Source organism: Hypericibacter adhaerens, from assembly GCF_008728835.1.
Classification (GTDB): Bacteria; Pseudomonadota; Alphaproteobacteria; order Dongiales; family Dongiaceae; genus Hypericibacter; species Hypericibacter adhaerens.
On record NZ_CP042582.1, the window covers coordinates 3,357,398 to 3,381,865 of the forward strand.

The 24,468-nt window shown below is 67.2% G+C and carries 22 protein-coding genes and 1 tRNA gene; 3 read left to right on the forward strand and 20 right to left on the reverse strand.

Translation table 11 applies throughout. The features are described from left to right. Positions 1-10: 10 nt before the first annotated feature. The 5 genes from FRZ61_RS14765 to FRZ61_RS14785 all read right to left on the reverse strand — a co-directional run bounded on the left by FRZ61_RS14765 (position 11) and on the right by FRZ61_RS14785 (position 5,000). Entirely contained in the window at positions 11-811 is an 801-nt protein-coding gene (locus FRZ61_RS14765) for an acetoacetate decarboxylase family protein (protein WP_151118457.1), read from the reverse strand. A 37-nt stretch (positions 812-848) separates the two neighbouring features. Further along, entirely contained in the window at positions 849-1,706 is an 858-nt protein-coding gene (locus FRZ61_RS14770) for a fumarylacetoacetate hydrolase family protein (RefSeq protein WP_151118458.1), read from the reverse strand. A gap of 44 nt (positions 1,707-1,750) precedes the next feature. Continuing rightward, positions 1,751-2,647: a DODA-type extradiol aromatic ring-opening family dioxygenase gene (locus FRZ61_RS14775; protein WP_151118459.1), complete on the reverse strand. Its 897-nt coding sequence runs from the start codon at positions 2,645-2,647 to the stop codon at positions 1,751-1,753. Continuing rightward, entirely contained in the window at positions 2,640-4,103 is a 1,464-nt protein-coding gene (locus FRZ61_RS14780; RefSeq protein ID WP_151118460.1) for an aldehyde dehydrogenase, read from the reverse strand. Before FRZ61_RS14780 ends, FRZ61_RS14775 begins: the two co-directional genes overlap by 8 nt. Before the next feature lie 288 nt (positions 4,104-4,391). Continuing rightward, the gene (locus FRZ61_RS14785; RefSeq protein WP_151118461.1) at positions 4,392-5,000 is read right to left on the reverse strand and encodes a MarR family winged helix-turn-helix transcriptional regulator; all 609 of its coding nucleotides are present in this window, start codon (positions 4,998-5,000) and stop codon (positions 4,392-4,394) included. A gap of 296 nt (positions 5,001-5,296) precedes the next feature. On the opposite strand from FRZ61_RS14785, the gene FRZ61_RS14790 reads away from it, so the two are divergent. Together FRZ61_RS14790 and FRZ61_RS14795 are read left to right on the forward strand one after the other, a co-directional pair. Beyond that, positions 5,297-6,769, forward strand: a complete 1,473-nt coding sequence (locus FRZ61_RS14790; RefSeq protein ID WP_151118462.1) for an APC family permease — start codon at positions 5,297-5,299, stop codon at positions 6,767-6,769. Between the two features lie 102 nt (positions 6,770-6,871). Next, complete coding sequence (locus tag FRZ61_RS14795; protein ID WP_151118463.1) at positions 6,872-8,059, forward strand: cytochrome P450; 1,188 nt, start codon at positions 6,872-6,874, stop codon at positions 8,057-8,059. A gap of 262 nt (positions 8,060-8,321) precedes the next feature. On the opposite strand, the gene efeO (FRZ61_RS14800) is transcribed toward FRZ61_RS14795, so the two are convergent. The 5 genes from efeO (FRZ61_RS14800) to FRZ61_RS14820 form a co-directional block, all read right to left on the reverse strand. Beyond that, entirely contained in the window at positions 8,322-9,164 is an 843-nt protein-coding gene (efeO, locus tag FRZ61_RS14800) for an iron uptake system protein EfeO (protein ID WP_151118464.1), read from the reverse strand. A gap of 31 nt (positions 9,165-9,195) precedes the next feature. Further along, on the reverse strand, positions 9,196-10,518 hold the full coding sequence (gene efeB / locus FRZ61_RS14805; protein ID WP_151118465.1) for an iron uptake transporter deferrochelatase/peroxidase subunit: 1,323 nt from the start codon (positions 10,516-10,518) through the stop codon (positions 9,196-9,198). 16 nt (positions 10,519-10,534) lie between these two features. Next, a complete protein-coding gene (gene efeO / locus FRZ61_RS14810; RefSeq protein WP_151118466.1) occupies positions 10,535-11,734 on the reverse strand; it encodes an iron uptake system protein EfeO in 1,200 nt (399 codons plus the stop codon). A gap of 23 nt (positions 11,735-11,757) precedes the next feature. Next, the gene (efeU, locus tag FRZ61_RS14815; RefSeq protein WP_151118467.1) at positions 11,758-12,600 is read right to left on the reverse strand and encodes an iron uptake transporter permease EfeU; all 843 of its coding nucleotides are present in this window, start codon (positions 12,598-12,600) and stop codon (positions 11,758-11,760) included. A 227-nt stretch (positions 12,601-12,827) separates the two neighbouring features. After that, complete coding sequence (locus FRZ61_RS14820; protein ID WP_151118468.1) at positions 12,828-13,601, reverse strand: SDR family NAD(P)-dependent oxidoreductase; 774 nt, start codon at positions 13,599-13,601, stop codon at positions 12,828-12,830. 257 nt (positions 13,602-13,858) lie between these two features. Here FRZ61_RS14820 and FRZ61_RS14825 point away from each other — a divergent pair, with 257 nt between their 5' ends. Then, a complete protein-coding gene (locus FRZ61_RS14825) occupies positions 13,859-15,181 on the forward strand; it encodes an Nramp family divalent metal transporter (protein WP_151118469.1) in 1,323 nt (440 codons plus the stop codon). Positions 15,182-15,193: 12 nt separating this feature from the next. On the opposite strand, the gene FRZ61_RS14830 is transcribed toward FRZ61_RS14825, so the two are convergent. The 10 genes from FRZ61_RS14830 to FRZ61_RS14875 form a co-directional block, all read right to left on the reverse strand. Beyond that, on the reverse strand, positions 15,194-15,970 hold the full coding sequence (locus tag FRZ61_RS14830) for a class I SAM-dependent methyltransferase (protein ID WP_151118470.1): 777 nt from the start codon (positions 15,968-15,970) through the stop codon (positions 15,194-15,196). A gap of 142 nt (positions 15,971-16,112) precedes the next feature. Next, positions 16,113-16,745 carry a DUF5666 domain-containing protein gene (locus FRZ61_RS14835; protein ID WP_225308817.1) on the reverse strand — a complete coding sequence of 211 codons (633 nt, stop codon included), beginning with the start codon at positions 16,743-16,745 and terminating at the stop codon, positions 16,113-16,115. Positions 16,746-17,121: 376 nt separating this feature from the next. Further along, complete coding sequence (locus tag FRZ61_RS26635; protein ID WP_151118471.1) at positions 17,122-17,919, reverse strand: helix-turn-helix transcriptional regulator; 798 nt, start codon at positions 17,917-17,919, stop codon at positions 17,122-17,124. 259 nt (positions 17,920-18,178) lie between these two features. Continuing rightward, a tRNA-Ser gene (locus tag FRZ61_RS14845) sits at positions 18,179-18,272 on the reverse strand. Positions 18,273-18,457: 185 nt separating this feature from the next. After that, positions 18,458-18,979 (reverse strand): EF-hand domain-containing protein, encoded by a 522-nt coding sequence (locus FRZ61_RS14850; RefSeq protein WP_151118472.1) that lies wholly within the window; start codon positions 18,977-18,979, stop codon positions 18,458-18,460. Positions 18,980-19,058: 79 nt separating this feature from the next. Then, entirely contained in the window at positions 19,059-20,261 is a 1,203-nt protein-coding gene (gene nhaA / locus FRZ61_RS14855) for a Na+/H+ antiporter NhaA (RefSeq protein WP_225308818.1), read from the reverse strand. A 21-nt stretch (positions 20,262-20,282) separates the two neighbouring features. After that, positions 20,283-20,969 (reverse strand): DUF502 domain-containing protein, encoded by a 687-nt coding sequence (locus FRZ61_RS14860; protein WP_151118473.1) that lies wholly within the window; start codon positions 20,967-20,969, stop codon positions 20,283-20,285. Between the two features lie 145 nt (positions 20,970-21,114). Next, positions 21,115-22,008 (reverse strand): 3-hydroxyisobutyrate dehydrogenase, encoded by an 894-nt coding sequence (mmsB, locus tag FRZ61_RS14865; protein ID WP_151118474.1) that lies wholly within the window; start codon positions 22,006-22,008, stop codon positions 21,115-21,117. A gap of 22 nt (positions 22,009-22,030) precedes the next feature. Continuing rightward, positions 22,031-23,068, reverse strand: coding sequence for an enoyl-CoA hydratase/isomerase family protein (locus FRZ61_RS14870; protein WP_151118475.1), 1,038 nt, complete (start codon positions 23,066-23,068; stop codon positions 22,031-22,033). After that, positions 23,065-24,216, reverse strand: coding sequence for an acyl-CoA dehydrogenase family protein (locus FRZ61_RS14875; protein ID WP_151118476.1), 1,152 nt, complete (start codon positions 24,214-24,216; stop codon positions 23,065-23,067). The genes FRZ61_RS14870 and FRZ61_RS14875 overlap by 4 nt, the downstream gene beginning before the upstream one ends. Positions 24,217-24,468: the final 252 nt, after the last annotated feature.

The following is a 24,468-nucleotide window of genomic DNA, read 5'->3' on the forward strand; positions in this document are numbered from 1 at the left end:
GCCGTCCGACCTACCGCCCGATGGCCGGCACCAGCGATTTGCCGCCGTTCCAGACCACGCCGATCTGCCGGTAATAGGCGCCGATCAGCTCGCGCACCTCGAGACGGGTGAGCTCCTCGGTCGGGGAATCGAACAGCTTGAAATGGTCGATGCGGGCGCGCCAGGGCTGAGCACCTTCGAACTTGGCACCGCCGGATTCGATCAGCTCGGCATGAACATCGCCCTTGCCGTCGATCGCCGGCAGCCAGCGGTGATGCGCCATCGGATGCCCGTTCACGAAGCCGTTGCGCTCGGCAGGCTCCGTCAGCGTGATCACGGTCTCGGCCAGGCGCCGGTCGTTGGCCGCGAGCGTGGCGCCGAAGCTGCCGCCGGCCGCGACCTGGGGCGCCGGCGCGAAGGGATGCGGGCGCGTCATATGGATCGAGCCGAACTTCTTGGGATAGCCCTGATGGATGCCGCGCAGCAGGGCGAAGTCCTTGTCGACCCAGATATAGATGCAGCGCGAATAGACGCGGCCTTCGAAGGCACAGCGCACCACCGCGAAACATTCCTTGTACTGGGCGCGAACGGGATCGAGCAGCTCGGCCTTCGTGCCGCCGCAGGACTGCCAATCGGCCCAGATCAGCGCCACGGCGCCCGGATCCTCCGGCGCCAGCGTCAAGGGCGCCGGCAGCAGCTCGGCCACCCGTGCCGGATCGGTGCGGAACTCGATGGTGAGGAGATCGCCCGCATAGAACCAGGGTGGCGCCGGCAGGAGCGACGCTTGGCCGGTGGCGCTGCGCGGATAGAAGAAGCCTTGTGGCTGTGTCATGTCCGAACCTGTGCTGTCCCGCCCGAAACCGCCCGCGTCAGGTTCCGGGTTTCTTGGGCGGACGGATGCCGCGGAATTCCCACTCGCCGCCGAGTGCCGTCGACAGCACCTCCTCCGATTCCGAGGGCTGGGCGCCCAGCTCGGTGCGGATCGGCAGCGGCCCCTCGACGATCCGGTTCGAGAGCCGGCCGAGACCTTCCACCTCGACCTCGACCAGATCGCCCGGTTTCACGGGCCGCGAATTGGCGGGTGTGCCCGAGAGCAGCACGTCACCCGGCTCGAGCGTGATGTTGCGCGCGATGTCGGCCACCAGATAATTCATGTCCCAGGTCATCTCGGACGTGTTGCCGTCCTGCTTGAGCTGGCCGTTGACATAGGTGCGCAGATACTTGTTGCGGAAATCCCAGCCGGTGACGAAGCCGGGCCCCAGCGGGCAGAGCGTGTCGCTGCCCTTGACCCGCAGCATCGAGCCCGCATCCGTGTCGCGGAAATCATGCAGGCCGAAATCGTTGGCGATGGTATAGCCGGCGATGTAATCGGCCGCCTCGGCCTGGCTGACATTGCGGCAGCGCCGGCCGATGACGATCGCGACCTCGCCCTCGTAGTTCAGCCATTTGCAGTTCTTCGGCCGCACCACGTCGCCGCGATGGGCGTTGAGCGCCGAGAGCGGCTTCTGGAAATAGGTCGGCGTCGCCGAGAGCTTGATCTGGAATTCCTTGACCCGGCTCACATGGTTGAGATGGACCGCGATCACCTTGGTCGGCACCACGGGGGGCAGATGCACCGCATCGGCGATGGCGATGCGCCGTCCGTCGCGCGCCACCAGCTCCTCGCCCAGGCGCTCGGTCTCGACCACGGCGCCCGCCAGCAGAATCCGACGAAATTCCCGCGTCACGTTCCTCTCCCCTGCCGCGCTGCCGGCCTCTCTCGCCGGTCTTCTTACTCGGCCGCCCGGCGCCGGGCGTTCCAGCCTTCCCGGGGCCGGTCGAACCAGACATGGACCTGGCCGGTGCCGATCGCGTTCTCATAGTCGCTGAAGAGCCGGCCCGGCGCGGTAAACTCCTCCTCGCCCATGGCCGCGGCCATCATCAGGTAATGGCCGAAATTGGCTTCCGGCTTGAAGCGCAGGAACTCCGGCATGGTCTGCAACAGACGCGCATGCTCGCCCGCCTTCAGCCATTCGAGGCGCTCGAGATCGGCGGCCGAATGGGCCGGGCTGAAGATATGCTCGACACCGGCCGCCTCATGCTCGCGCAGCTTCTGCAGCGGCCAGAATTTGTGGCTCATGGCGCCCGAGGCCAGCAGCACGATGCGGCGGTCGAGGCTCGCGATCGTTTCGCGCAGGGCCCGCCCGACGCGGAGGAAATCCTCGGTCTCCGCCGTCTGGCAGCAGCTCACCGAGACCCAGGCCTCCCGGTCGCCCTGGAGATAGGTCAGCGGATTGACGGTCGCGTAATGGATCGGCAGGCAGGGATCGTCGATCATGGTCAGCCAGGTGCCGTGCTTGCGCCCGTTGGCGGCGGCGGCCTTGGCGAACTCGGGGTCGCCGCGAAGCTGATAGGGCACCTGCGACATGCCGCGCGGCAGCTCGTCCGACGTGAAGCGGCCGCTGCGATGGGCGTGGCCGGTGATGACGAACTCGACCGTGGTGAACCAGTGGGAGTCGAACACGATCACGAGATCGTAATCGAGCTTCGACAGCACCTCGCGCTTGAGCCGGCGGAAGCCTTCGACCACGCTGAAATCCTGGCCGTTGTTGAGCTCCTGGCGGATCTCCAGCGGCAGCATGACCGTGGGAACATGGGCGATCAGCCCGCAGCCAACGACCTCACCCATGTTTCCTCCAGCCGTTCGGCGCAAAGACGCTGTTCTTGACGTCGCAATAGAAATCGAAGGACCAGGTCCCGCCTTCCCGCCCGATGCCGGACTTGCCGTTGCCGCCGAAAGCCTGGCGCAGATCGCGGACGAAGAAGCAGTTGTTCCAGACGAGCCCGGCCGAGACCTGCGAGGTCACGCGCTCGGCACGTGTCTCGTCGCCGGTCATGATGATCGCCGCCAGGCCATAATCGGTGTCGTTCGCCATGGCGATGGCCTCGGCCTCGTCGCGGAAGGATTGCAGGCAGAGCACAGGCCCGAACACCTCCTCGCGCAGGATCTCCGAGCCCGGCGGCGGATCGACGAACAAGGTCGGACGATAATAGAGGCCGCCCAACTCCTTGTTGGGGCCGCCGCCCAGCGCCGGCTTCAGGCCGGCGTCGAGCGCGCGCCGCACATAGCCGTCGACCCGCTCGAAATGCGGCCGGCTGATCTGCGGGCCGATGTCGGTCGTCTCGTCGCGGGGATCGCCCTGGCGCACCGCCCTCGCCTTGGCCATGAAGGCTTCGAGGAAGCGGTCGCGGATGCTGGCCTCGACCAGAAGCCTCGTGCCGGCGAGGCAGACCTGGCCGGCATTGTCGTACTGGCCGACGGCGGTGTTCACCGCGAGATCGAGATCGGCATCGGCGAAGACGAGATAGGGCGACTTGCCGCCGAGCTCGAAGGAGAGCGGCACCAGATTCTGGGAGGCCGAGGCCGCGATCAGCTTCGCCGTCGCGACCGAGCCGGTGAAGCTGAGCCGCCGGATCTTCGGATGGCTCGCCAGGGCCGCCCCCGCCTCGCGACCGATCCCCTGCACCACATTGAAGACGCCCTCGGGCAGGCCCGCCTCGGCCGTGATGTCGGCGAGAAGCGAAGCCGTCAGCGGCGCCCATTCCGGCGGCTTGTAGACGACGGTGCAGCCGGCCGCGAGCGCCGGCGCGATGCGCCAGGTGCCCAGCATCAGGGGCGCGTTCCAGGGCGTGATGATCGCCGCCACGCCGCTCGGGTCCCAGCTCACATGGTTGCGGTGGTTGCGGACCTCGAAATCCGGATGCTCGAGCTGCAGCAGCCAGTCGGCGAAGAAGCGGAAATTCATCGCCACCCGCGGCATCACCCCGCGGCGATGCGAGCGCAGCAGCGAGCCGTTGTCGCGGGTCTCGACCACGGCGAGGGATTCGACGCGCGCCTCGACCAGATCGGCGATCTTGTGGAGGAGCCGCGCCCGCTCCTCGCGGGAGGTGCGCGACCAGCCCTTGAAGGCCCGGTCCGCCGCCGCGACCGCGAGATCGACCTCGGCGGCACCGCCGCGCGCGAGCGCCGCGATCGGCGTCTCGTCGATCGGCGAGATGCTCTGGAACCGGTCGGCGCTGTCGATGCGCCGTCCGCCGATCCAGTGCCGGGTATCGATCTCCACGCCCTCGACGCGCGCAGACATGGCCGCTCCAAAATCGTTCGATATCGAATAATCTGGCAGAAGCCCACCTGGAGTCAAGGCGCCGGGCACCCATGCCTTTGCTTATTCAAAAGAGCCCGCGCCGCGTGAAGGGTAAGCGGGTTCGCTCCTTTCGTCACCCCGGCGAAGGTCGGGGTCCAGGAGCATCCGCCGACCAAGATTGGGCCCCGTCCGTGTTCGTGGATGCCGGCCTAAAGCCGGCATGACGGAGAACGCATTCTCACCCTGCATATGCCTCAAACAAAGGGAAAGGCCGAGTTCCCTGCTTCGTCACGGCTCTTCGCCGACCGGGCCGTCCATCTCGCCGATCGTGGCGAGGATCATGCGGATCGCTTCGGTCGCGGAATCCATCTGCCGCGCCGTCAGCTTGGCGACGATGCGGGTCTCTTCCGCGTTGAATTTCGGGAACAAACGGCTGATGAGCTCGGTGCCGCCCGCGGTCAGGTTGACGATGACCAGGCGCCGCTCCAGCTCGTTGGCGCGCCGGCGCACCAGCTTCCGGCCCTCGAGCATGTTGAGGATGCTGGAGAGCGTGCTCTTCGCCACGCCCGCCTCGACCGCGAGACGCCGGGTCTCGAGCTCGCCGAAGATCCAGAGGCACCACAGCACCACGAAGGCCGACCAATGGAGGTCGGATTCCTTGAGTACGCTACGCTCGAAATGCTGCCGGATGAAGCCCGCGGCGCGGTGGATGTTCGACACCAGCGCCATCGAATCGAGATTGATGCCGAGCCCCGCGACGCGCCGCTCGCCCAGCAGCTCCGCCAGCGGCTTCTGGGAGCGATGCGCGCGCGGCTTCTTCCCCGGCGACCCGGCATCGCCCGGCTGGCGCTTGGCCGGGCCGGAGCGGCTCGCTGCAGTGCGGCGTGACTTGGTCAAAAGCAAACTCCTTCGCAACCACCAAGCGGTTATAGCATCGCCGGGCAAAGCCGAAACAGCCGCGGCTTAACCAATCCGGCGCTCTTCCGCTCCCGGGCGCCCGACGGCTCTCTTGCTCCGGTTCAATCTCTGTATTATCGTTCGACATCGAATGAACGACCAGCATCGTCGCGCCGGGGCCATCCGTGCCCTGCCGGAGCGATGCGTTCGGGCGGCGGGCGGACGACGCGCGCCACAACAGGATGGCGGGGAGACCGAGAAGAATCGGCACCTCGCGCGTGTCAGGGGAGGACAGCATGGCTCAATCGACAACGGCCCAATCGACGAGCGCCAGCGGCGCATCGTCCGACCGGCTGCGGCGCAACGTTCTCGGCGTTGCCGCCGTCACCTTCTTCGTGGTTTCCGCCGCCGCGCCGCTGACGGCGGTCGCGGGCGGCTATCCGATCGCGATGCTCTTCGGCAACGGCCCCGGCGTGCCGGCGGCCGTGCTGGTCGTGACCCTGATCCTGCTGCTCTTCTCGGTCGGCTACACCACGATGGCGCGGCATGTTTCCAATGCCGGCTCCTTCTTCGCCTTCACCTCACAGGGTCTCGGCGGCATCGCCGGCGGTGCCGCGGCTTATGTGGCCGTCCTCGCCTACAACACCATGCAGATCGGCCTCTTGGGTCTGTTCGGCGCGGTCACGGGGGCCACGCTCTCGGGCCTGTTCGGGATCGACCTGCCCTGGTGGGTCTGGTCGCTGATCGGCACCGTGATCGTCGGAATCCTCGGCTACCGACAGATCGATCTTTCGGCCAAGGTGCTGGCCGTGCTCGTCATCGCCGAATATATCGCGGTGCTGATCCTCGATGCGACGATCCTGGGTGCCGGCGGCGCCGAAGGCGTCAACCTCACCAGCTTCACGCCCGACGCCTTCTTCAGCGGCTCCACCACGATCGGCATGCTGCTCTGCTTCGCGGCCTTCATGGGTTTCGAGGCCACCACGATCTACAGCGAAGAGGCGAAGGACCCGCAGCGGACGGTGCCGCGGGCGACCTACCTGTCGGTTCTGCTGATCGGCGTCTTCTACACCATCTCCACCTGGTGCATGGTGCTGGCCACGGGCGCCGATAATCTGCTGCCGACCTTGCAGGGCCTGCAGGACCCGACCAGCTTCGTCTTCGGCCTTTCGGACCAGTACGCGAACTCGACCCTCACCACGATCATGAGCCTGCTCATGATCTCGAGCGTGTTCGCGGCCCTGCTGGCCTTCCACAACGCGGCGGCCCGCTATTTCTACGTGCTCGGTCGCGAGGGGCTGCTGCCCGGTCATCTGGGCAAGACGCACGACATGCACCAGAGCCCGCATCTGGGCTCGGTCCTGCAGACGGTGCTGGCGGTGATCGTGCTGCTGATCTTCGTGGTCACGGGCCAGGATCCGGTGCTGGCGCTCTTCACCTGGCTCACCAACGTCGCGACGCTGAGCGTCATCGTGCTCATGGCGCTGGCCTCCTTCTCGGTCATCGCCTTCTTCCGGCGCGCCTCGCACCTGGAAGGCTCCGGCTTCAAGACCCTGCTGGCGCCGCTGGTGGCAGGGATCCTCCTCACCATCATCGCGGTCCTGGTGGTGGTGCATTTCGACGCGCTGACCGGTGCCCAGCCGGCGCTCGCGATCGGCCTGCCGATCCTGGTGCCGGCGGCGGCGTTGCTCGGCATCATCGCGGCGACGCGGCTGAAGCAGGCCTCGGCCGACAAGTTCGCCAAGCTGGGTGCCAATCGCGGAAGCTGACGGCGGCGCCGCGAATGCCGTAACGGACGAGATCAGGCCAGAGGCAGCCGCCTCTGGCCTGTTTCGTCTTCCACCCGCGTTGCTTCATCGGGAGAGTGAGGCATGGGTTTTGCCGACCAGATCACCGTCGAGGCGCTCGACCGGGATCCCTATCCCCTCTATGCCCGCCTGCGCCGCGAGGCGCCGGTGGCCTGGGTTCCGGCCGCCAATGTCTGGTTCGTCACGCGCTGGCAGGATGTCGAGTTCGTCAGCAAGAACACGGCGCTCTTCACGGCCGAGGTGCCGAGCTCGCCGGTCGAGCGTTCCATGGGCCGGCCCACCATCCTCACCAGCGACGGCGAGGTCCATGACGAGCTGCGCTGCGGCTTCGACAGCAAATACAAGCCCCGCGCCGTGGCCGACTATATCGACGCGCTCGCCGACCCGATCATCCAGGACCATCTCGGCCGGATCGCACCCCGGGGCCAAGCCGACCTGATCGCCGATTATTTCGAGCCCGTCTCCAGCCTCTGCCTCGCGCGCTCGCTGGGGTTCGGCCATGTGGATGCGCCGACCCTGCTGCGCTGGTTCCACGGGCTCGCCGTCGGTGCGGCCAACTACGAGAACGATCCGGCCAAGCTCGCGATCTCCGACCCGATCAACCGGGAGGTCGAGGCGGCGATCCTGCCGATCTTCGAGCGGCTCGAGCGCGAGCCCGACGGCTCGGCTCTGTCGCATATGCTCCATGACGGCATGAAGCCGGGAAAGACGCGGCCGCGCGAGTTCCTGCTGCCCTCGATCAAGATCGCGCTCCTGGGCGGCATGCAGGAACCGGGACATGGCGCCGCCTCGACGCTTGTCGCCCTGCTCGCCGATCCGATGCAGCACCGGCTGCTGCTGGCCGATTTCGACAAGCTGCTGCCCAAGGCCGCCGACGAGGGGCTGCGCTGGATGGCGCCGATCGGAACCCAGATGCGCCAGGCGACGCGCGATGTCGAGCTCGGCGGCGTCACCATCCCGGCCGGCGCGCCGGTCGCCTCGGTCATCTCCTCGGCCAGCCGCGACGAGGCGCGCTATCGCGAGCCCGACCGCTTCGACATCCGGCGCACCGAGACCGGCCACGCGGCCTATGGCTTCGGGTCCCATTTCTGCGCCGGCCGCTGGTTCGCCCAGCGCCTCGTGGTCTCGCTGCTGCGCGCCCTGCTGCAGCGGCTCCCCGACCTGACGCTGGTGCCGGACCGGCTGCCGCAGTTCCGCGGCTGGGAGTTCCGCGCGCCGACCTCGCTCCACGTGACCTTCACGCCGAACTGACGGGACGGCAGGCAGCAAACCACGGCTCGAGGGAAGGCGCGTTCACTCTCTCGTCATCCCCGCGAAGGCGGGGATCCATGAACACCCATCGAGCAAGATTAAGCCAAGGTCCGTGTTCATGGATGCCGGCCCAAAGCCGGCATGACGAATAAAAGCTCCCGTCGTTTGTGTTTGCGTCTCAGCACGTCCCTGGGCGCAAAGAAGAACCGCGACGACCTCGCGGTCGCCGCGGTTTCCGGTTCTGGTCGGCTGTAATCGAGCGTCAGTTCAGCCCGAGCTTCCCGCGCAGCTGGGACAGGTCCTCGGCCAGCGTGTTGACGGCGCCAGCGAGCACCTTTCGGTCCTCGTCCGTCAGCTTGTCATAGAGCTCGAAGCCGTCGCCCTTCTTGTATTTCGACAGCGTGGTATCGAGGGTCTGGAAGTTGTCGGCGACCTTCTTCACGAAGGCCGGATCGTCTTTCTCGACCAGCGGCCGGAACAGCTCGAAGATCTTGCGCGAGCCTTCGAAATTGGCCTGAAAGTCGAACAGATCGGTGTGGCTGTAGCGATCCTCCTCGCCCGAGATCTTCGTGGCGGCCACCTCTTCCATCAGCGCTGCCGCGCCGCCCACCACCTTGTCCGGCGGGAAGGTCAGCTCGGCGATGCGCTTGTTGAGCTCGTTGACGTCGGCCATCAGCTTGTCGGCGATGGGCGCCAGGCCCTCGGTGCTGTTCTTTGCCCAGAGGCCGTACTCGAGGCGATGGAAGCCGGGGAAGGTCGGATCGGCCTCGCCCTGCTCGTAATCGTCGGCGCGCGAATCGATCGAGGCGTCGAGGTCGCTGAACAGCTCGGCCACCGGCTCGACCGCCTCGTAGCTCATGCGGGTCGGACCGAACAGCGTCTTGGCCTTGTCGATATCGCCGGCCTTGACGGCATCGGTGAAGGCCTTGGTGTCGGCCACCAGCTTCTGCAGCTTCTCGGACACGTAGATCTTGTATTCGGAGACCGGCCCCACGAGCTCCATCGGCTCGACGGCGGCACGGGCGGGAATCGCCATGCTGCCCAGCGCGACGGCCCCCAGCGTGATCGCCATCGTCGCGGCCATGAGAGGAAGGCGTAGCGTCATATCGATAACTCCTGTCTTCTGATGCGCTTTGTCAGTTGCCGGGCTGAGCGGCGCCGGCAGCCTCCAGCAGTGTCCTGCCCAAAAAGTCCCTCTCATTGGCGACGCCGGGCAAGGTGAAGAAAAAGCCGCCGCCGACTGGCTTGATGTATTCCTCGAGCGGCTCGCCATCGAGCCGCTTCTGGACCGTGATGAACCCCTTCTCCAGGTCCGACTGGTAGGCGATGAACAAGAGCCCCTGGTCGAGCTGGCCCGACTTGGTGACGCCGTTCGAGTAGTTGAAAGGCCGCCGCAGGATAAGGTTGGCCTCCGATCCGTGCGTACGCGGATTGGCGAGCCGGATATGGGCGTCGAGCGGCGTGAGCTTGCCTTCTGGATCGTTCGTGTAGTCCGGAAGGTCGTGCTCCGTGGTGCCCTGCATCGGCGCGCCGGTCGCCTTGTGGCGACCGATGATGGCCTGCTGCTCCTGCAGGGGCGTGCGGTCCCAGCGCTCGACGAAGTTGCGGATGATGCGCACCGCCTGGTAGGTGCCGTGGGTCGCCCAGCCGGGCTCGTCGCTGTCGGGCTGTACCCAGACGATGCGTTCCATCATATCGGTGTCGTGCGGGCTCGGATTGGCCGAGCCGTCGCGGAACCCGAGGAAATTGCGGGCGCTCTCCGGCGGCACGCCAGGCTTCACCAGGATGGGCGGCACCGAGCCTTCCTGCTTCCAGCGCAGCAGCAGCAGATCCGGCAGCTTCTTCACGATGTCGCGCAGCGCATGGATGTTGGTATCGGGCGTGTTCGAGCTGAACTGCAGCGAGAGATCGCCGTGGCAGAGCGACGGCTCGAGCGCGTCGTTGCGGAAGCTCGTCATGCGGATGAGACGCGCCGGCTTGTGCGGCTTGAGCCCGTAGCGCTCGTCGAACAGCGATGCGCCGATCGAAGCCGTGATCGTGAGGTTGTCCGGCGTCACCACCGGCCCCAGGATGCCGTTATCGGCCGGCGGCAGCTTCGGATCGAGCTGGGGCGGCTCGCCGCCCTGGGTGAGGAAGGCGATCCGCTCGGTCAGGATCTGGAACATCCGCACCAGATCGGCCGGCGTCTTGGCGAGCACGTCGAAGCTCGCCACCATGCCCGCTGCCGGACGCGGCGTGACGATCCCCGCCTGGCGCAGGCCGTAGAAAGGCTGGCGCTCCAGCGCCTTGTCGGAGACCGGCGCGTTGGTGACGCTTTCATTGTCGGCCTGCGCCGGCGCGCCGGCGACGAGGCTGCCGGTGAGCGCGCCGCCCGCGGCTCCCAGCCCGATCAGGACGCGACGCCGGCTTGTCGCGGTGGAATCGATCGATGCCGGCTCATTCGGTTTGCGGTCTTTCATCGTCCCCTCCCAGGGCTCATTCAAGACCCAGTGCGGCGTTGAGCTTGGTGATCTCGGTGGAAAGCGAAGCGAACTGATCGGCGAGCGCCTTGCGGTCCGCCTCGCCCAGGCGGTCGTAGGACAGGTACTGATCCTGCGGCTTGAAGCCGGCGAGCTTGGCCGAAGTCGCCTCGAACGCGGCGTCGAGGCTCTTGGCCAGATCGGGATTGGCCTTCTCGGTCAACGGGCGCAGCAGCGTGACGATCTTGCGGCTGCCTTCGAGGCTGGCCTGGAAGTCCGCGAGGTCGCCGTGGCTGTAGCGATCCTCGTCGCCGGTGGCGGCGCTGTCGGCGACCTTGGTCAGGAGCCGCGCGGCGCTGTCCGCCATCTTCTCGGGCGGAACCTGCAGCCCGCGGACCCGCTGCTGCAGGGCGGTGACGTCGGCCAAGAGCTTGTCGGCCACGGGTGCCAGGCCTTCGGCGCTGTTGCGGGCGAAGAGCCCGTATTCGAGACGGTGGAAGCCGCCGAAGGCGGGGTCCTCCTCCTGCTTCTCGAAATAGGTCGCGCGCGCATTGATGGCGGTGTCGAGATCGGCGAAGCGGTCGGCCACCGGCTCGAGATGCTTGTAGGCGGTGTGGGCCGGCCCATAGAGCGTCTTGGCCAGCTCGACATCGCCGGCCTTGACCGCGTCGGTGAATTGCTGAGTCGCCGTCACCAGCGCGCCCGCTTCCATGACGAGGAAGACCTTGTATTCGGCCAGCGGGCCGATGAAGGCGGTCATCGAGGGCTTGGCGGCCTCGGCGGCGGAGGCGGCCGAGGGCGTCACATGGAGCTTGCCGCGCGGATTGCTCAGCAGACCGCAGGTGATGTCGTAGTCGCCGGGCGCCAGCTTGGTCGTCATGGTCCGGCTCAGGCCCGGCGTGATGTTCTCGCGCTCCTCGACCACATAGACGCCGTCGAGGATCTCCCACTCGACGGTGCGGCTCGAGTTGTTGACGATCGTGAAGGTGCTGGGCCCGGCCGCGACCGTGATCTCGTTGGGATCGCAGGTCGCGTCGGTGATGGTGACGGTCAGGGCGCCTTCCGCGGTTCCCGTCTGGGCGCGCTTCGCCCCTTCCGAGGCGAAGTAGAAGGCGGCACCGGCGACGATCACCAGGAGCGCTGCGCCCGCGATCGCGAGCCTCATCAGCGCCGGTGCGGGGCGGCCGGGTTGGGCGGAGGGAGGATTTGACGCCATGATAAAGGGGCTCGTGATCGCCGTCAGCGATTCGGCTGGTTGCTGGGAATGACGGCGGGACGGGCCATCGGGGGCGCAAGGAACAGGAAGAGCGTGACCGCCAGGAACAGGACATAGGCGACGACGGCACCCAAGCTGGGCGCGTCCTGGTAGCCGAAGAAGCCGGCGAAGACCGTGCCGACCGGGCTGTCCATCGGCAGCGTGCCGCTCAGATCGAAGACGACCGTCTGGAGATGGTTCCAGATGCCCGCTTCATGCAGCGAGCGCAGCGCGCCGGCGAGGATGCCGGCCGCGACCACGAGCACGAAGACGCCGGTCCAGCGGAAGAAGCGGCGCAGATTGAGCTTCACGCCGCCGACATAGATGCCGTAGCCGAGCAGCACCGCGACCAGGACGCCGAGCAGCGCGCCCAGGGGCGCGCCGCTGCCCGTGCTCTGCTGGAAGATCGCCAGCAGGAAGAAAACCGATTCCACGCCCTCGCGCGCGACCGCGAAGAAGATCATGGCGATGAGCGCCCAGGCCTGGCCGCTGGAATGCGCGAGCGCCGCATCGACCGAGGCGTGGAGCGAGGCCTTGATCGAGCGCGAGACCTTGCGCATCCAGAACACCATCGAGGTGAGCACCGCCACCGCGACGAAGCCGATGATCGCCTCGAACAGCTCCTGGAGCTTCTGCGGGAACTCGGCGCTGGCGAACTGCAACCCGGCGCCGACGAAGAGCGACATGGCGACCGCGAGCAGGATTCCGACCCATACGGTCGGCATCCAGGCGCCGCGGCCCGTCTGCTTGAGGTAGCTGGCGATCAGGCCGACGATGAGCGCGGCCTCGATGCCCTCGCGCAGCATGATCAGGAAAGGAATTAGCATTGAGACGCACTCGCAAGCTGGGCGCGGAGTCCGCCCTCTGACGGGCTTGGCTCCCGCCTCACTTTAAGAACGACTATCATTCGCATAGGTGAGCGACAATGGAAAGGCGACATAATTTCGCATTTTTAATCAAGACGTTGGCATCGCTCCCCAAAGGATCGGGGTGAGCAGATCGAAAGTTAGGCGTTGCCGGCGCCGGACCCGCTCTCCTCCTGCCCGCCGCCGCTTCAGGTTCTGACCGACAACCCATTGTCCACAAAGAGAGTCTCGCCATTGACGAAGCTGGCTTCCTCGCTGGCCAGGAACAGCACGGCCCGCGCGATCTCGACCGGCTCGCAGATGCGACCCTGCATGTCGATGATGTCGGCCTCGCTCACATTGACCCCGTAGCCGCGCAGCGCATTGATCTCGCGCAATCCGTGGCCGGTCCGGATGAAGCCGGGACAGACGGCGTTGCAGCGGATGTTCTGGTCGCGGTACTCGGTCGCGATCGCCTTGGTGAAGGCGTGGCAGGCGCCCTTGGTCGAGCAGTAGGCGACCTCCATTGGCGTGGCGAGGATGGCCGAAACCGAGGAGGTGTTGACGATCACGCCCTTCCCCTTCTTCAGCATCCCGGGGATCACCGCCCCGGTCATGAAGAACATCGAATGGACGTTGATGTCGAAGAGCCGCTTCCATTCGGCGGTGCTCGTCTCGTGGAACGGCTTCACGATGGTGGTGCCGGCATGGTTGTGCAGCACGTCGACCGGCCCGAAGCGCTCGGCCGCCTGGCGCACGGCGTCCGTGACGGCCTCCTCGCCCGAAACGTCGGCCTCGATCATCAGGGCTTCGGCGCCCGATGCCGTCAACTCCGCCGCCAGGTCGCGACCGGCCTGACCCAGGATATCGACGATCGTGACCTTGGCGCCCTCGGCCGCGAACAGACGCGAGGCCTCGCCGCCCACCCCCGCCGCCCCGCCCGAAACCAGCACGTGACGGCCTTCGAAACGCTTGGAACCCATGACGCTGACGCTCTCCCTTGGATGAACAGACCCCGGTGCCTGTTGGCCCGCGCAAGAGACAATGGCGACCGCCGCGATGGCAATAGCCCATGCCGCGCTTATCCCGTCCCCCCGCATCGCGGGGGAGGGTCAGGAGGGGACTGCTCGCCGACCGATGCCGCGCAGCCCCCTTCCTGACCTTCTCCCTTGCCGGAGGAAAGGACATACCGAAGACCGTCGCTTGATCTGCCGCGGCGGCTCCGTCAGGTTCAGGCTTCATGTATCGGTTCCCCACCACCGCCACGGCCCCCTTCTGCCCCTCCGAAGTCCGCGGCTCGGTCTTCATCGACCCGGGCCTCGCCTTGTGGCGCCGGATGCTGCGCTTCGCGGGGCCAGGGCTGCTGATCTCGGTCGGCTATATGGACCCCGGCAACTGGGCGACCGACATCGCCGCCGGCTCCCAGTTCGGCTACAGCCTGCTCTTCGTCGTGGTGCTCTCGAGCCTCGCGGCCATCCTGCTGCAGACCTTGTGCCTGCGGCTGGGGATCGTGGCCGGCAAGGACCTGGCGCGCGCCTCGCGCGAGCGCTACCGGCCCGCCGTCTCGAACGCGATGTGGGTCTTCGCCGAGATCGCGATCATCGCCTGCGATGTCGCCGAGGTGCTGGGCTGCGCGCTGGCCTTGAAGCTGCTGCTGGGCGTGCCGCTGCCTTGGGGCATCGTGCTGACCGGCCTCGACACGGTGATCGTGCTGGGGCTGCAGGGCCGCGGCTTCCGCCGGCTCGAGGCGATCGTGCTGGGGCTGATCGCCACCATCGGCATCTGCTTCCTGCTGCAGCTCATCCTCATCGGCCCGGACATCGGCGGGATCCTGAGCGGCCTCGTGCCCCGGGTCGCCGCCTTCGAGGATACCGACGCGCTCTACATCTCGATCGGCATCCTCGGCGCCACCGTGATGCCGCACAACCTCTATCTCCATTCCTCGATCGTCCAGACCCGCGTCAGCGGCGAGAGCGCCCCCGCCAAGCGCAACGCGATCCGGCTCGCGACCTTGGACACCGCCGGCTCGCTGGGGCTCGCGCTGCTCGTCAATGCGGCGATCCTGATCCTCGCCGCCGCCGCGTTCCATGCGACCGGCGCCACCACCGTCACCGATATCGAGGATGCCTATCGCCTGCTCGAGCCGATCGCCGGCACGGCTTTCGCGAGCTTCCTGTTCGGGCTGGCGCTCCTCGCCTCGGGCCAGAGCTCGACCTTCACCGGCACCATCGCCGGCCAGGTGATCATGGAGGGTTTCCTCGACCTGAAGATCCCCTGCTATCAGCGCCGGCTGATCACCCGCACGCTGGCCCTGGTGCCGGCGCTCATCGGCGTGCTGACGATGGGCGAGCATGCGGTCGGCCGCCTCCTGGTCTTCAGCCAGGTGGTGTTGAGCGCGCAGCTCCCCTTCGCGATCTTCCCGCTGATCCGCCTCACCAGCGACCGCCGCGTGATGGGAGCCTTCACCAGCCCTCCCCTCCTCGCCGCGACCGCCTGGATTCTCTTTCTTGCCATCACCGCGGCCAATCTCTGGCTGCTGCTGCAGACCGTCGGCCTCGTCTGACGGCGCCCGGCTTCAGGGATGGGCGACGATCAGCTTGAGAGAACCCTCGAAGAAGGGCTGCCTGCGCCAATGGCCGTGCTCCGCGTCCCAGGCGCCGCTCTCGAGATCGCGGCGCAGGCGGGTCTCGAAATCGGCGATGGCCGCCGCGTCGAGAAAGCTCCAGGCCGAGCAGGCCAGCCGCGCCTCGGGATCGAGCAGCCGTTCGGGCCGGCCGTAATAGGCCTCGTTGAAGCCGTCGGTGCAATCCAGCGGGATCGGCACCGGCCAGACCTCGGTGCGCGCGCCCAGGACCCGTGCGATGCGCGGGATCGGCGGGTAGCGGCGGGCCTCGACCGCGATCGCCGCCGGCGCATAGCGATGCAGCCAGAACCGCTCGAGCTCGTCCGGGTCGCAGGTCATGACGACGACCGGTCCCCGCGTGACCCGGCGCATCTCGGCGAGGCCGGCCTCGAGATCGCGCCATTGATGCACGCTGAAGGTCGTCATGGAGGCGTCGAAACGGCCATCCTCGAAGGGCAGCCGCTCGGCGACCGCGTCGATCGCGGGCGGCAGATGCGCCGGCCGCTGCGCCCGCATCGAGGCCGAGGGCTCGACGGCCGTGACCGCGCGATCGGTCGGCTCGTAGGAGCCGGCACCGGCGCCGACATTGAGGACGGATTCCGCATCCTCCAGCGCCGCCACGATCATGGCGGCGATCCGGGGGTCAGGCTGGCGGAAACGCGCATAGCCGCCGCCAATCCGGCCGTAGTCGGCATCGCCGGCACTGCCATCCTGATGTCTCGCCGACAACCGCGTTTCCCCAACCGGCGTTTCAACCGAGCAGAATATTGCCGCACCGGACCGCCACGGGTCCATGCGGGAGGGCGCCGTCAGAAAAGCGTCACAGGATCGAGCCGACAAGGACGCAACGGCACGATCGCGCCCCGTCCGGTCACATCGGCGGCTTGACGCCGTTCTTGCCCGCCGAGATGAAGCGGGCGACGAGCGTCCCGTCCGCATTCTTCTGCGCGAAGATCATGACATGCGTGCCCGGCGTCAGGAGCGAGCGGTCGCCGGGCTCGATATTCACGACCGGCATGCCGTCGGGGATCGCGACCTGTTGCTGGCCATCCTTGTATTTGACCGTGATCATGCGGCCGTTGCTGGTCGCGAGCTCGCCGACAAGGCCGTTGGTCATGCTGCTGTCGGGCGCCAGATCCCAGGGCCGATGCCCGTCGCCGGTCCCCGCCATGTCCGGCGGAAAGACATGCACCTCGAGCGCCTTCAGCGTCCCGTCCCCCTGCGGCACGGCCGTGACGCCGATGTAGCGGCCCGGCTGGATCTCCTCGACGGTGCCGAGCGTGATCGCATGCACGGAGGTCTTCCCGTCGAGCGCCACGTCGAGAACCGTGCCGCCGTTGGTCTCGACCGTCAGGGTGTCGGCGGCGACGGATTTGATCGTGCCGCGAATCCGCGCCGGCGGCGCGTCGTCGGCCCACGCCTGGCTCGCGACCAGCAACAGAACCGCTGCCAAGCCAGATCGCAACAGCGGGCCGAAGATGAAGCGGATCGACGAGTTCCTCATCGGACGATCTCCTGCTTTCGGTGTCATCGGCAAGAATAGAAGGCTCGCGCCGATCGGCGACATTAAAAGTTCCGCAAACCCCTCCCGGTGCCGCCCCCTCCTCGGCCTTCTGCAAAGCCTGCGGCCCCGGTCCCGCGACAACGGCGTCGGTTACCTCTCTGTTCCGACAGGTAGACGGGGGGTGGCTCTCATAGACAATCGGGTCGACTGAATCGGGGCCGGCGCTGACGGATTCGGCCTCGACGGGGGGATTGCGTGGAGGGCTGCATGGCAGCATCGACGGCGCACGGCGACGGCGCCGCTCTCGCGACGGGGCGAAGCCGAGGATCATGCGCGCGAACAGCCGCCGCGACCAGCCATGCCGCGCAAGCCGGTTTCAGGATCGCGTTCTAGGATGCGTGCGACGCGACCTTTCCGCGGCCAGGCCGGGATCCATCATCCCCCAGCTGACGAAGCGCGCCACCGCATGGGCACGATTGACGGCGCCCAGCTTGCGGCGGGCATTGTCGACATGGAACTTCGCGGTCACCTGCGAAATGCCCAGGATCTTGGCGATCTCCCAGTCCGATTTGCCTTCGGCGACATAGGCCAGGCAATCGCGCTCGCGCGGGGTGAGCAGGCTGCCGCCCTCGACCGCCGGCGGCTCGCCGATCTCCATGATGCGTTCCGTCAGCATCAGGCCGGCCATCTGGATCGCCGCCACCTCGTCGGGCGCGAAGCTGTCGTGCGGGAAGCCGAGGTGAAGCGAGGCGACCTTCCGGTCGGGGCCGTAGGCGGTCGAGCAGAGCGCGTCATGCATGCCCGCCTCGCTCATGGCATCCCAGTAGTCGCCGTAGGCGCGGTCGTCGCGGCTCGCGAAATCGGTGAAGCGATAGCGGGTGCGGCCTTCGCGGATCGCACCCAGCAGCGGGTTGCAGTCGAAGCAGATATAGTTGAAGGCCGAGCTTCCCTCCCAGCCGCGCCGCGCGATCCGGCGGATGAAGCCGCCGGCCTTCCAGTGCGTCGCCGAGGTCAGCGGGCCCGACGGCCGGTAATAGATGCGTGTCTGGAGATAAGAGGGGTCGAATGACGAGACGGCCTTGAAGAAGGCTTCGCTCGCGGCAACAGGGGTCGGCGCGGCCAGCACCGGCTCGGCGAGCGCCAACGCGATCGCCAATGGCGTCAACTTGTCCATTCAATCCCCCAGGGCTGGGCCCCCTGAGCCGGCGGCGGGTTTCCCCCTCGGATCGCACCGCCGGACTGTGGGTTCCATTTGCTACGCCAAATGCCGGCCCTTGTTAAGAGCGGCAAACCTTGTGCCCGCGTTTGCGCGAGGCTTCGGAGCGGCCATGAGCCTGCGGCCGGAGAAAATGCCTACTTCGTAGGCACTGGCCGGAAAGCCGTTTCAGCGTCTTGGGGAACATCGCGCCCGGGCGCGACAAAGGTAAATAAGGTGGCGGAGGGGATGGGATTCGAACCCACGATAGGGCTTTAGGGCCCTATAACGGTTTAGCAAACCGCCGCCTTCAGCCACTCGGCCACCCCTCCGCACGACGAGAGGTTTGCCCCGGAAGGGGCCACGGCGTATGCCGGTGCCGTCATAGGGGGTCCCCTCCCCTTTGTCAATTTTTCCACGCATTTCTGCGGTTCTGGCGGGGTGTCGCAGGCCCTCCGGGCGAGCTTTCGGGGGCGCCCGAGATGCCGGCGCGGGGCCGCCCCGCCACCGAGCCGGTTCAGAACTGGAACAGCACGAAATGCAGGAGGGTCCCGTCGCTCACCTGGCCGCTGCCCTGGGTGTCGGCCTGCTTGAAGCGGCGGTTGAGCTCCTCGACCACCTGGTCGCGCTCGACGCTGGTGGCGCCGCGCGGGCCGCCGAGGTCGTGGATCAGCCCGTCGCGGAACTCGTCCTGGCTGATGCTCCCGTCCTGGTTGGTGTCATAGGCGCTGACCGCCTGCGACACCTCGCTCGAGGCCACGGTCCCGTCATGGTTCCGGTCGAGGGTCTGGCGCTCGGCCTCGATCTCGGCGCTGGTCAATGTGCCGTTGTGATCGGTATCGAGCGCGTCGAAGGCGTCGAGACCCGCCTTCATCCACTCCTCCTGCGTCACCACGCCGTTATGGTCGAGGTCGGCCTGGGTGAATTCCGGCGAGGACGGAGGCCCCGGCGTCGCGGTGCAGGCCGCGAGCGCCGACAGCAACGCCCCGCCCAGGAGAAAAGCGGCGGCCTGGAAGCCGCGATGTTTCGACGATGCCATGATGACGGGCCCCCCTCGCCCGCGCCCAAGATTAAGCAGCCCGGCCGGCACCGGCAATCCGGCTTTTAGGGAGAGAGTCTCAGGCCGCGACCGGCGGCATGCGCGCGCTCAGCAGGCGTAGCCAGAGGTAGCCCACGATCGCCGACAGCAGGGAGCCCGCGAAGACGCCGAGGCGGATCGCGGTCGCATGCTCCAGATCCTCGAAGGCGAGCGAGCCGATGAAGAGGCTCATGGTGAAGCCGATCCCGGCCAGCATCGACACGCCGTAGAACGCGCCCCAGGTCAGGCCTTCCGGCCGGCGGCAGAGGCCGATTTTGACGGCGATCCAGCCGACCCCGAAGATACCGATCTGCTTGCCGAGAAAGAGTCCGAGCGCGATCCCCAGCGAGAACGGCTCCACGAGGCTGCCCATCGAGATGCCGGCGAAGGAGACGCCGGCATTGGCAAAGGCGAAGATCGGCATGATCCCGAAGCTGACCCAGGGCAGCAGCATATGCTCGAGCCGTTCCAGCGGCGATTCCGCCTCCTCGCCGCGGCGCGGCGGCCGGATCGGGATGAAGATGGCGACGGTCACGCCCGCCAGGGTCGCATGGACGCCGGACTTGAGATCGCAGACCCAGATGAAGACGCCCAGCAGCAGATAGGGCGCGAGGCGCCGAATGCCGAGGCGATTGAGCGCCAGCAAGCCGAGGATGCCGAGGCCCGCGAGCCCGAGGGAGGCGTAGGAAAGATTGGCGGTATAGAACACGGCGATGATGATGATCGCCCCCAGATCGTCGATGATCGCCAGGGCGAGCAGGAAGATCTTGAGCGCCGCCGGCACGCGCGGCCCCAGCAGCGAGAGCACGCCCATGGCGAAAGCGATATCGGTCGCCGTGGGAATGGCCCAGCCGCGCAGCGCCACGGGATCATGCGCGTTGAGCAGATAGAAGATCAGCGCCGGGAAAGCCATCCCACCCAACGCGCAGTAACCGGGCAACGAAGCCCGATCCCAACTGGACAATTCCCCGACCACCAGCTCCCGCTTGATCTCCAGCCCGACCAGCAGGAAGAAGATCGCCATCAGCCCGTCATTGATCCAGAGCAGCAGCGGCTTGGCGATGATCAGCGCCCCGAATTGCACCACGACTGGCAGGCCCAGCAGCGTGTCGTAGAGGCCGCTCAGCGGCGAGTTGGCGATGATCATCGCGAGCGCCGCCGTCATGACGAGAATGATCCCGCCGGCCGCCTCGAGCCTGAGGAAATCCCGGATCATCGAGACCGGCGAGGACAGTCCTGCCATGGGCGTTCCTTGCAGGCGGCGTCAGGACGATTGCCGGGCAACGGGAGGGGCTCCGCGCCGGCGATAATGCACATTGTCCGGCGAGGTCGTGCCGCCGGTGACGATGAAGGCCATGGCCTGGTCCACGGTCCAGTCGGTGAAGATGATGTCCTTGACCGGCACGATCTCGACATAGCCCGAGGTCGGGTTGGGCGAGGTCGGCACATAGACCGCCGCCAGCTCCTCGCCGCTGTCGATATCGCGGATGATCCGGGTCACCAATCCCACCGCCTTCATGTCCGGCGAAGGGAAATCGATCAGCACCACCTGCTGTCCCTTGGCGCCGCTCTGGTCGATCACGGTCAGGAGCCGCTTGATGCTGCGATAGATGGTCTCGACAAAGGGGATCCGCCCGATCAGCGCCTCGAAGAGATGGATGATCCGCCGGCCGAAGACCCTGGTCGCCGCCCAGCCCAGCAGATAGAGGAAGAGCAGGACGATCACGATGGCGGCCACCGACTGCACGCCGGAATCCAACAGCCAGCTCGACAGGAACGGGTAGCGCTGGCTCAGGCCCAGCGCCAGGGCGTTGGCCCAGGGCCGGCCGACCCGCGAGAGGTTGTCGAAGAGGAACTGCAGGATGAGCCAGGTCACGGTCAGGGGTGCCGCGGTCAGGAGACCGACGATCAGATAACGCCCCGTGGACCGGATCGGCTGGTTTGCGGCCATTGTGGGAAATCTTCCCTTCACCGTCGCGGGCGGCAGATTCGCGATCCCGTCGCGGGCGCGAATCCGGCTCGTCTGTCGAATCGCGATTCTAAACGCCCGAGAGAGGCAGGGAAACCCCGGGCCCTGGTTGCAGCAACCCGCCGCGTCAGCGGCGCTGCTCGCGAATCATCTTGATGATGCCGGAGAAGTCCGCGCCGCCGTTGCCCGCCTTGACGAAGGACTCGTAGAGATTGGCCGCATGCTGACCGAGCGCGGTATCGACGGTGGTCTGCTGCGCTGCCGCCTGCGACAGCAGCAGATCCTTGAGCATCAGCTCGGCGGCGAAGCCGGGCTTGTAGTCGCGATTGGCGGGCGAGGTCGGCACCGGCCCCGGCACCGGACAATAGCTGGTGAGCGACCAGCATTGGCCCGAGGATTTGGACGCGACGTCGAACAGCCGCTGCGCCTCGAGCCCGAGCTTCTCGGCCAGCACGAAGGCCTCGCCGACCGCGATCATCGAGATGCCGAGAATCATGTTGTTGCAGATCTTGGCGGCCTGGCCGGTGCCGGCGCCGCCGGTATGGATGATGGTCCGGCCCATTTTCTCGAGGATCGGCCTCGCGCGCTCGAAGGCGGTGGAAGAGCCCCCCACCATGAAGGTCAAGGTCGCCGCCTCGGCCCCGCCCGTGCCGCCCGAGACCGGGGCATCCAGCACCTGCTTGCCGTTGTTCTGCGCCGCCCGCGCCACGTCGCGCGCGGTCTTCACATCGATGGTGGAGCAGTCGATCAGCAAGGTATCGGGCCTCACGGCCGCGATGATGCCGGTATCGCCCAGATAGACGCTCGCCACATGCTGACCCGCCGGCAGCATGGTGATGACGACATCGCTGGCCGCGGCCGCGTCGTTGGGGGAAGCCGCCGCCTCGGCACCGGCCGCGACGACGCTCTTCAGCGAATCCGCATTGACGTCGTAGGCGCTGAGCTTGAAGCCCGCCTTCAGCAGATTGCGGGCCATGGGGCCGCCCATATTGCCGGTGCCGATGAAGCCGATGCTGGTCATGGTTTGCTCCCTGGTCCGATCGTCAGCCGAGATCGAGCGGCGGGCCCTCGGCGGGCTCGAAATAGCGGGTGATGACGTCTTCCCGCACCTGATCGAGATGGGGCGGATTCCAGCGCGGCCGGTTGTCCTTGTCGACCAGCAGCGCGCGCACGCCTTCCGCGAAATCGGAATGTTCGTCCATCCGGCTCACGATGCCCCACTCCCTGCGGATGCAGTCCTCGAACGCCTGCCGGCGTCCTTCGCGCAACAGGCGGAAGGTGAGCGCCATCGAGGTCGGCGATCGGGTCGACAAGGTCGCGAGCACCGACTGGGCGAAGGCGCCCGGGTCGGCCGCAAGGCTCGCCATCACCGCCCCCAGGCTCGGCTGGCCGAAATGCCGGTCGATCTCGGCGCGCTGCTCCAGGATCGGGGCCGGCCCCGGATCCTGCGCATGATGCCCGATCACGCGCTCGATCGGATCGCCGCCATGGGCCAGCCCGGCCTCGAGCGCGTCCAGCCCGGCGCGCTTCACATGATGGGTGCCGAAGCCCACGGCCACGGAATCGGCGGCACCCAGCCGCGCGCCGGTGAGGCCGAGATAGAGGCCGATCTCGCCCGGCATGCGCGGCAGCAGATAGGAGGCACCCACGTCGGGCACCAGCCCGATCGCCGTCTCCGGCATGGCGAAGGCGACATGCTCGCTGACGATGCGATGGCTGCCATGGGCGGAGACTCCCACGCCGCCGCCCATGACGATGCCGTCCACGAGCGCGATATAGGGCTTGGGATAGTGCCGGATCAGCGCATTGAGCCGATATTCGTCGCGCCAATATTGGCGCATGAAGGCGGGCCCCTTCTCCGTGAATTGCCGCACGTCGCCGCCCGCGCAGAAGGCGCGCTCGCCGGCCTGGCGGATCACGATGGCGGCCACCTCCTTGTCCTCCGACCATTCGCGCAGCGCCGCCTCGATGGCCAGCGACATGCCGTGATTGAGCGCGTTGAGCGCTTTGGGCCGGTTGAGGAGAATCCGGCCGAGCCGGCCCTCGCGCGACAGGACGACGTCCGACTGGGTCATATTCATGCGAGCGCCATGCCGGCCATCAGGCGCCGCGCGACGATCACACGCATGATCTCGTTGGTACCCTCCAGGATCTGATGGACCCGGGCGTCGCGCAGGAAGCGCTCGACCGGATAGTCCTTGAGATAGCCATAGCCGCCATGGAGCTGCAGCGCCTCGTTGCAGATGGCGAAGCCCGCGTCGGTGGCGAAGCGCTTGGCCATCGCGCAATAGGCCGTGGCCTCGGGATCCTTGGCATCGAGCCTGGCCGCGGCCCCTCGGATCATGAGCCGCGCCGCCTCGAGCTCGGTCGCCATGTCGGCGAGCTTGAACTGCACCGACTGGAACTCGTTCAACGGATGGCCGAACTGCTTGCGGGTCGCGACATGCTCGCGCGCCAGCTCGAGACAGGCGCGGGCGGCCCCCAGCGAGCAGGCGCCGATATTGATGCGGCCGCCATCGAGCCCGCCCATGGCGATGCTGAAGCCCTGCCCCTCCTCACCCAGCCGATTGGCAACCGGCACGCGGGCGTTCTCGAAGATCACCATCGCGGTGGGCTGTGCGTTCCAGCCCAGCTTGCGCTCCTGCTTGCCGAAGGAAAGGCCGGGCGTGCCCTTCTCGATCACCAGGCAGGAGATCCCCTTCGGCCCCTCGGCGCCGGTCCGCACCATGCAGACATAGAGGTCCGAGCGCCCGCCGCCGGAGATGAAGGCCTTCGTGCCGTTGAGGATGTAATGATCGCCCTGGCGCTCGGCGCGGGTCTTGAGGGCGGCGGCATCCGATCCCGAGCCGGGCTCGGTCAGGCAGTAGCTCGCGATCTTCGCCATCCGGCACATGTCGGGCAGGTAGCGTCGGCGCTGCTCGGACGAGCCGAAGCGGTCGATCATCCAGCTCGCCATGTTGTGGATCGAGAGGAAGGCTGCCGTGGTGGTGCAGCCGGCCGCGAGCTCCTCGAAGATCAGCGCCGCCGCCAGCCGGTTCAGCGCCGAGCCGCCCACGTCTTCGGCCACATAGATGGCGGCGAGGCCGAGCGAGGCCGCTTCCCGGAGCTCGGCCTCCGGAAAGACCTTCTCCTCGTCCCAACGCGCGGCTTGCGGCGCCAGCCGCTCCGTCGCAAAGCCGCGTGCGGTCGCCTGAATGGCGGCCAGCTCCGGCGTCAGTGTCAGATCCATGCCCTCGGTCTCCAGCTTGCTTTCAACGGGACGCGTCGTCGGAGAGTCGCCCTGTTCGTCCGGCGATGAGACTATCCGGCGATGATCGGGCGGCCAAAGACCCTAAAGATAATGTGTCCATGCGCGCGGCGAAGGCATGGACGACAGTCACCGGATTGTCTCAGGCCCCATGCTACCGATATTCTCCACAAATATATCGTGTTACTTCAGGGCCCTCACCGACTGGAGCGAGTGAGGGTGGCTCATTCCAAA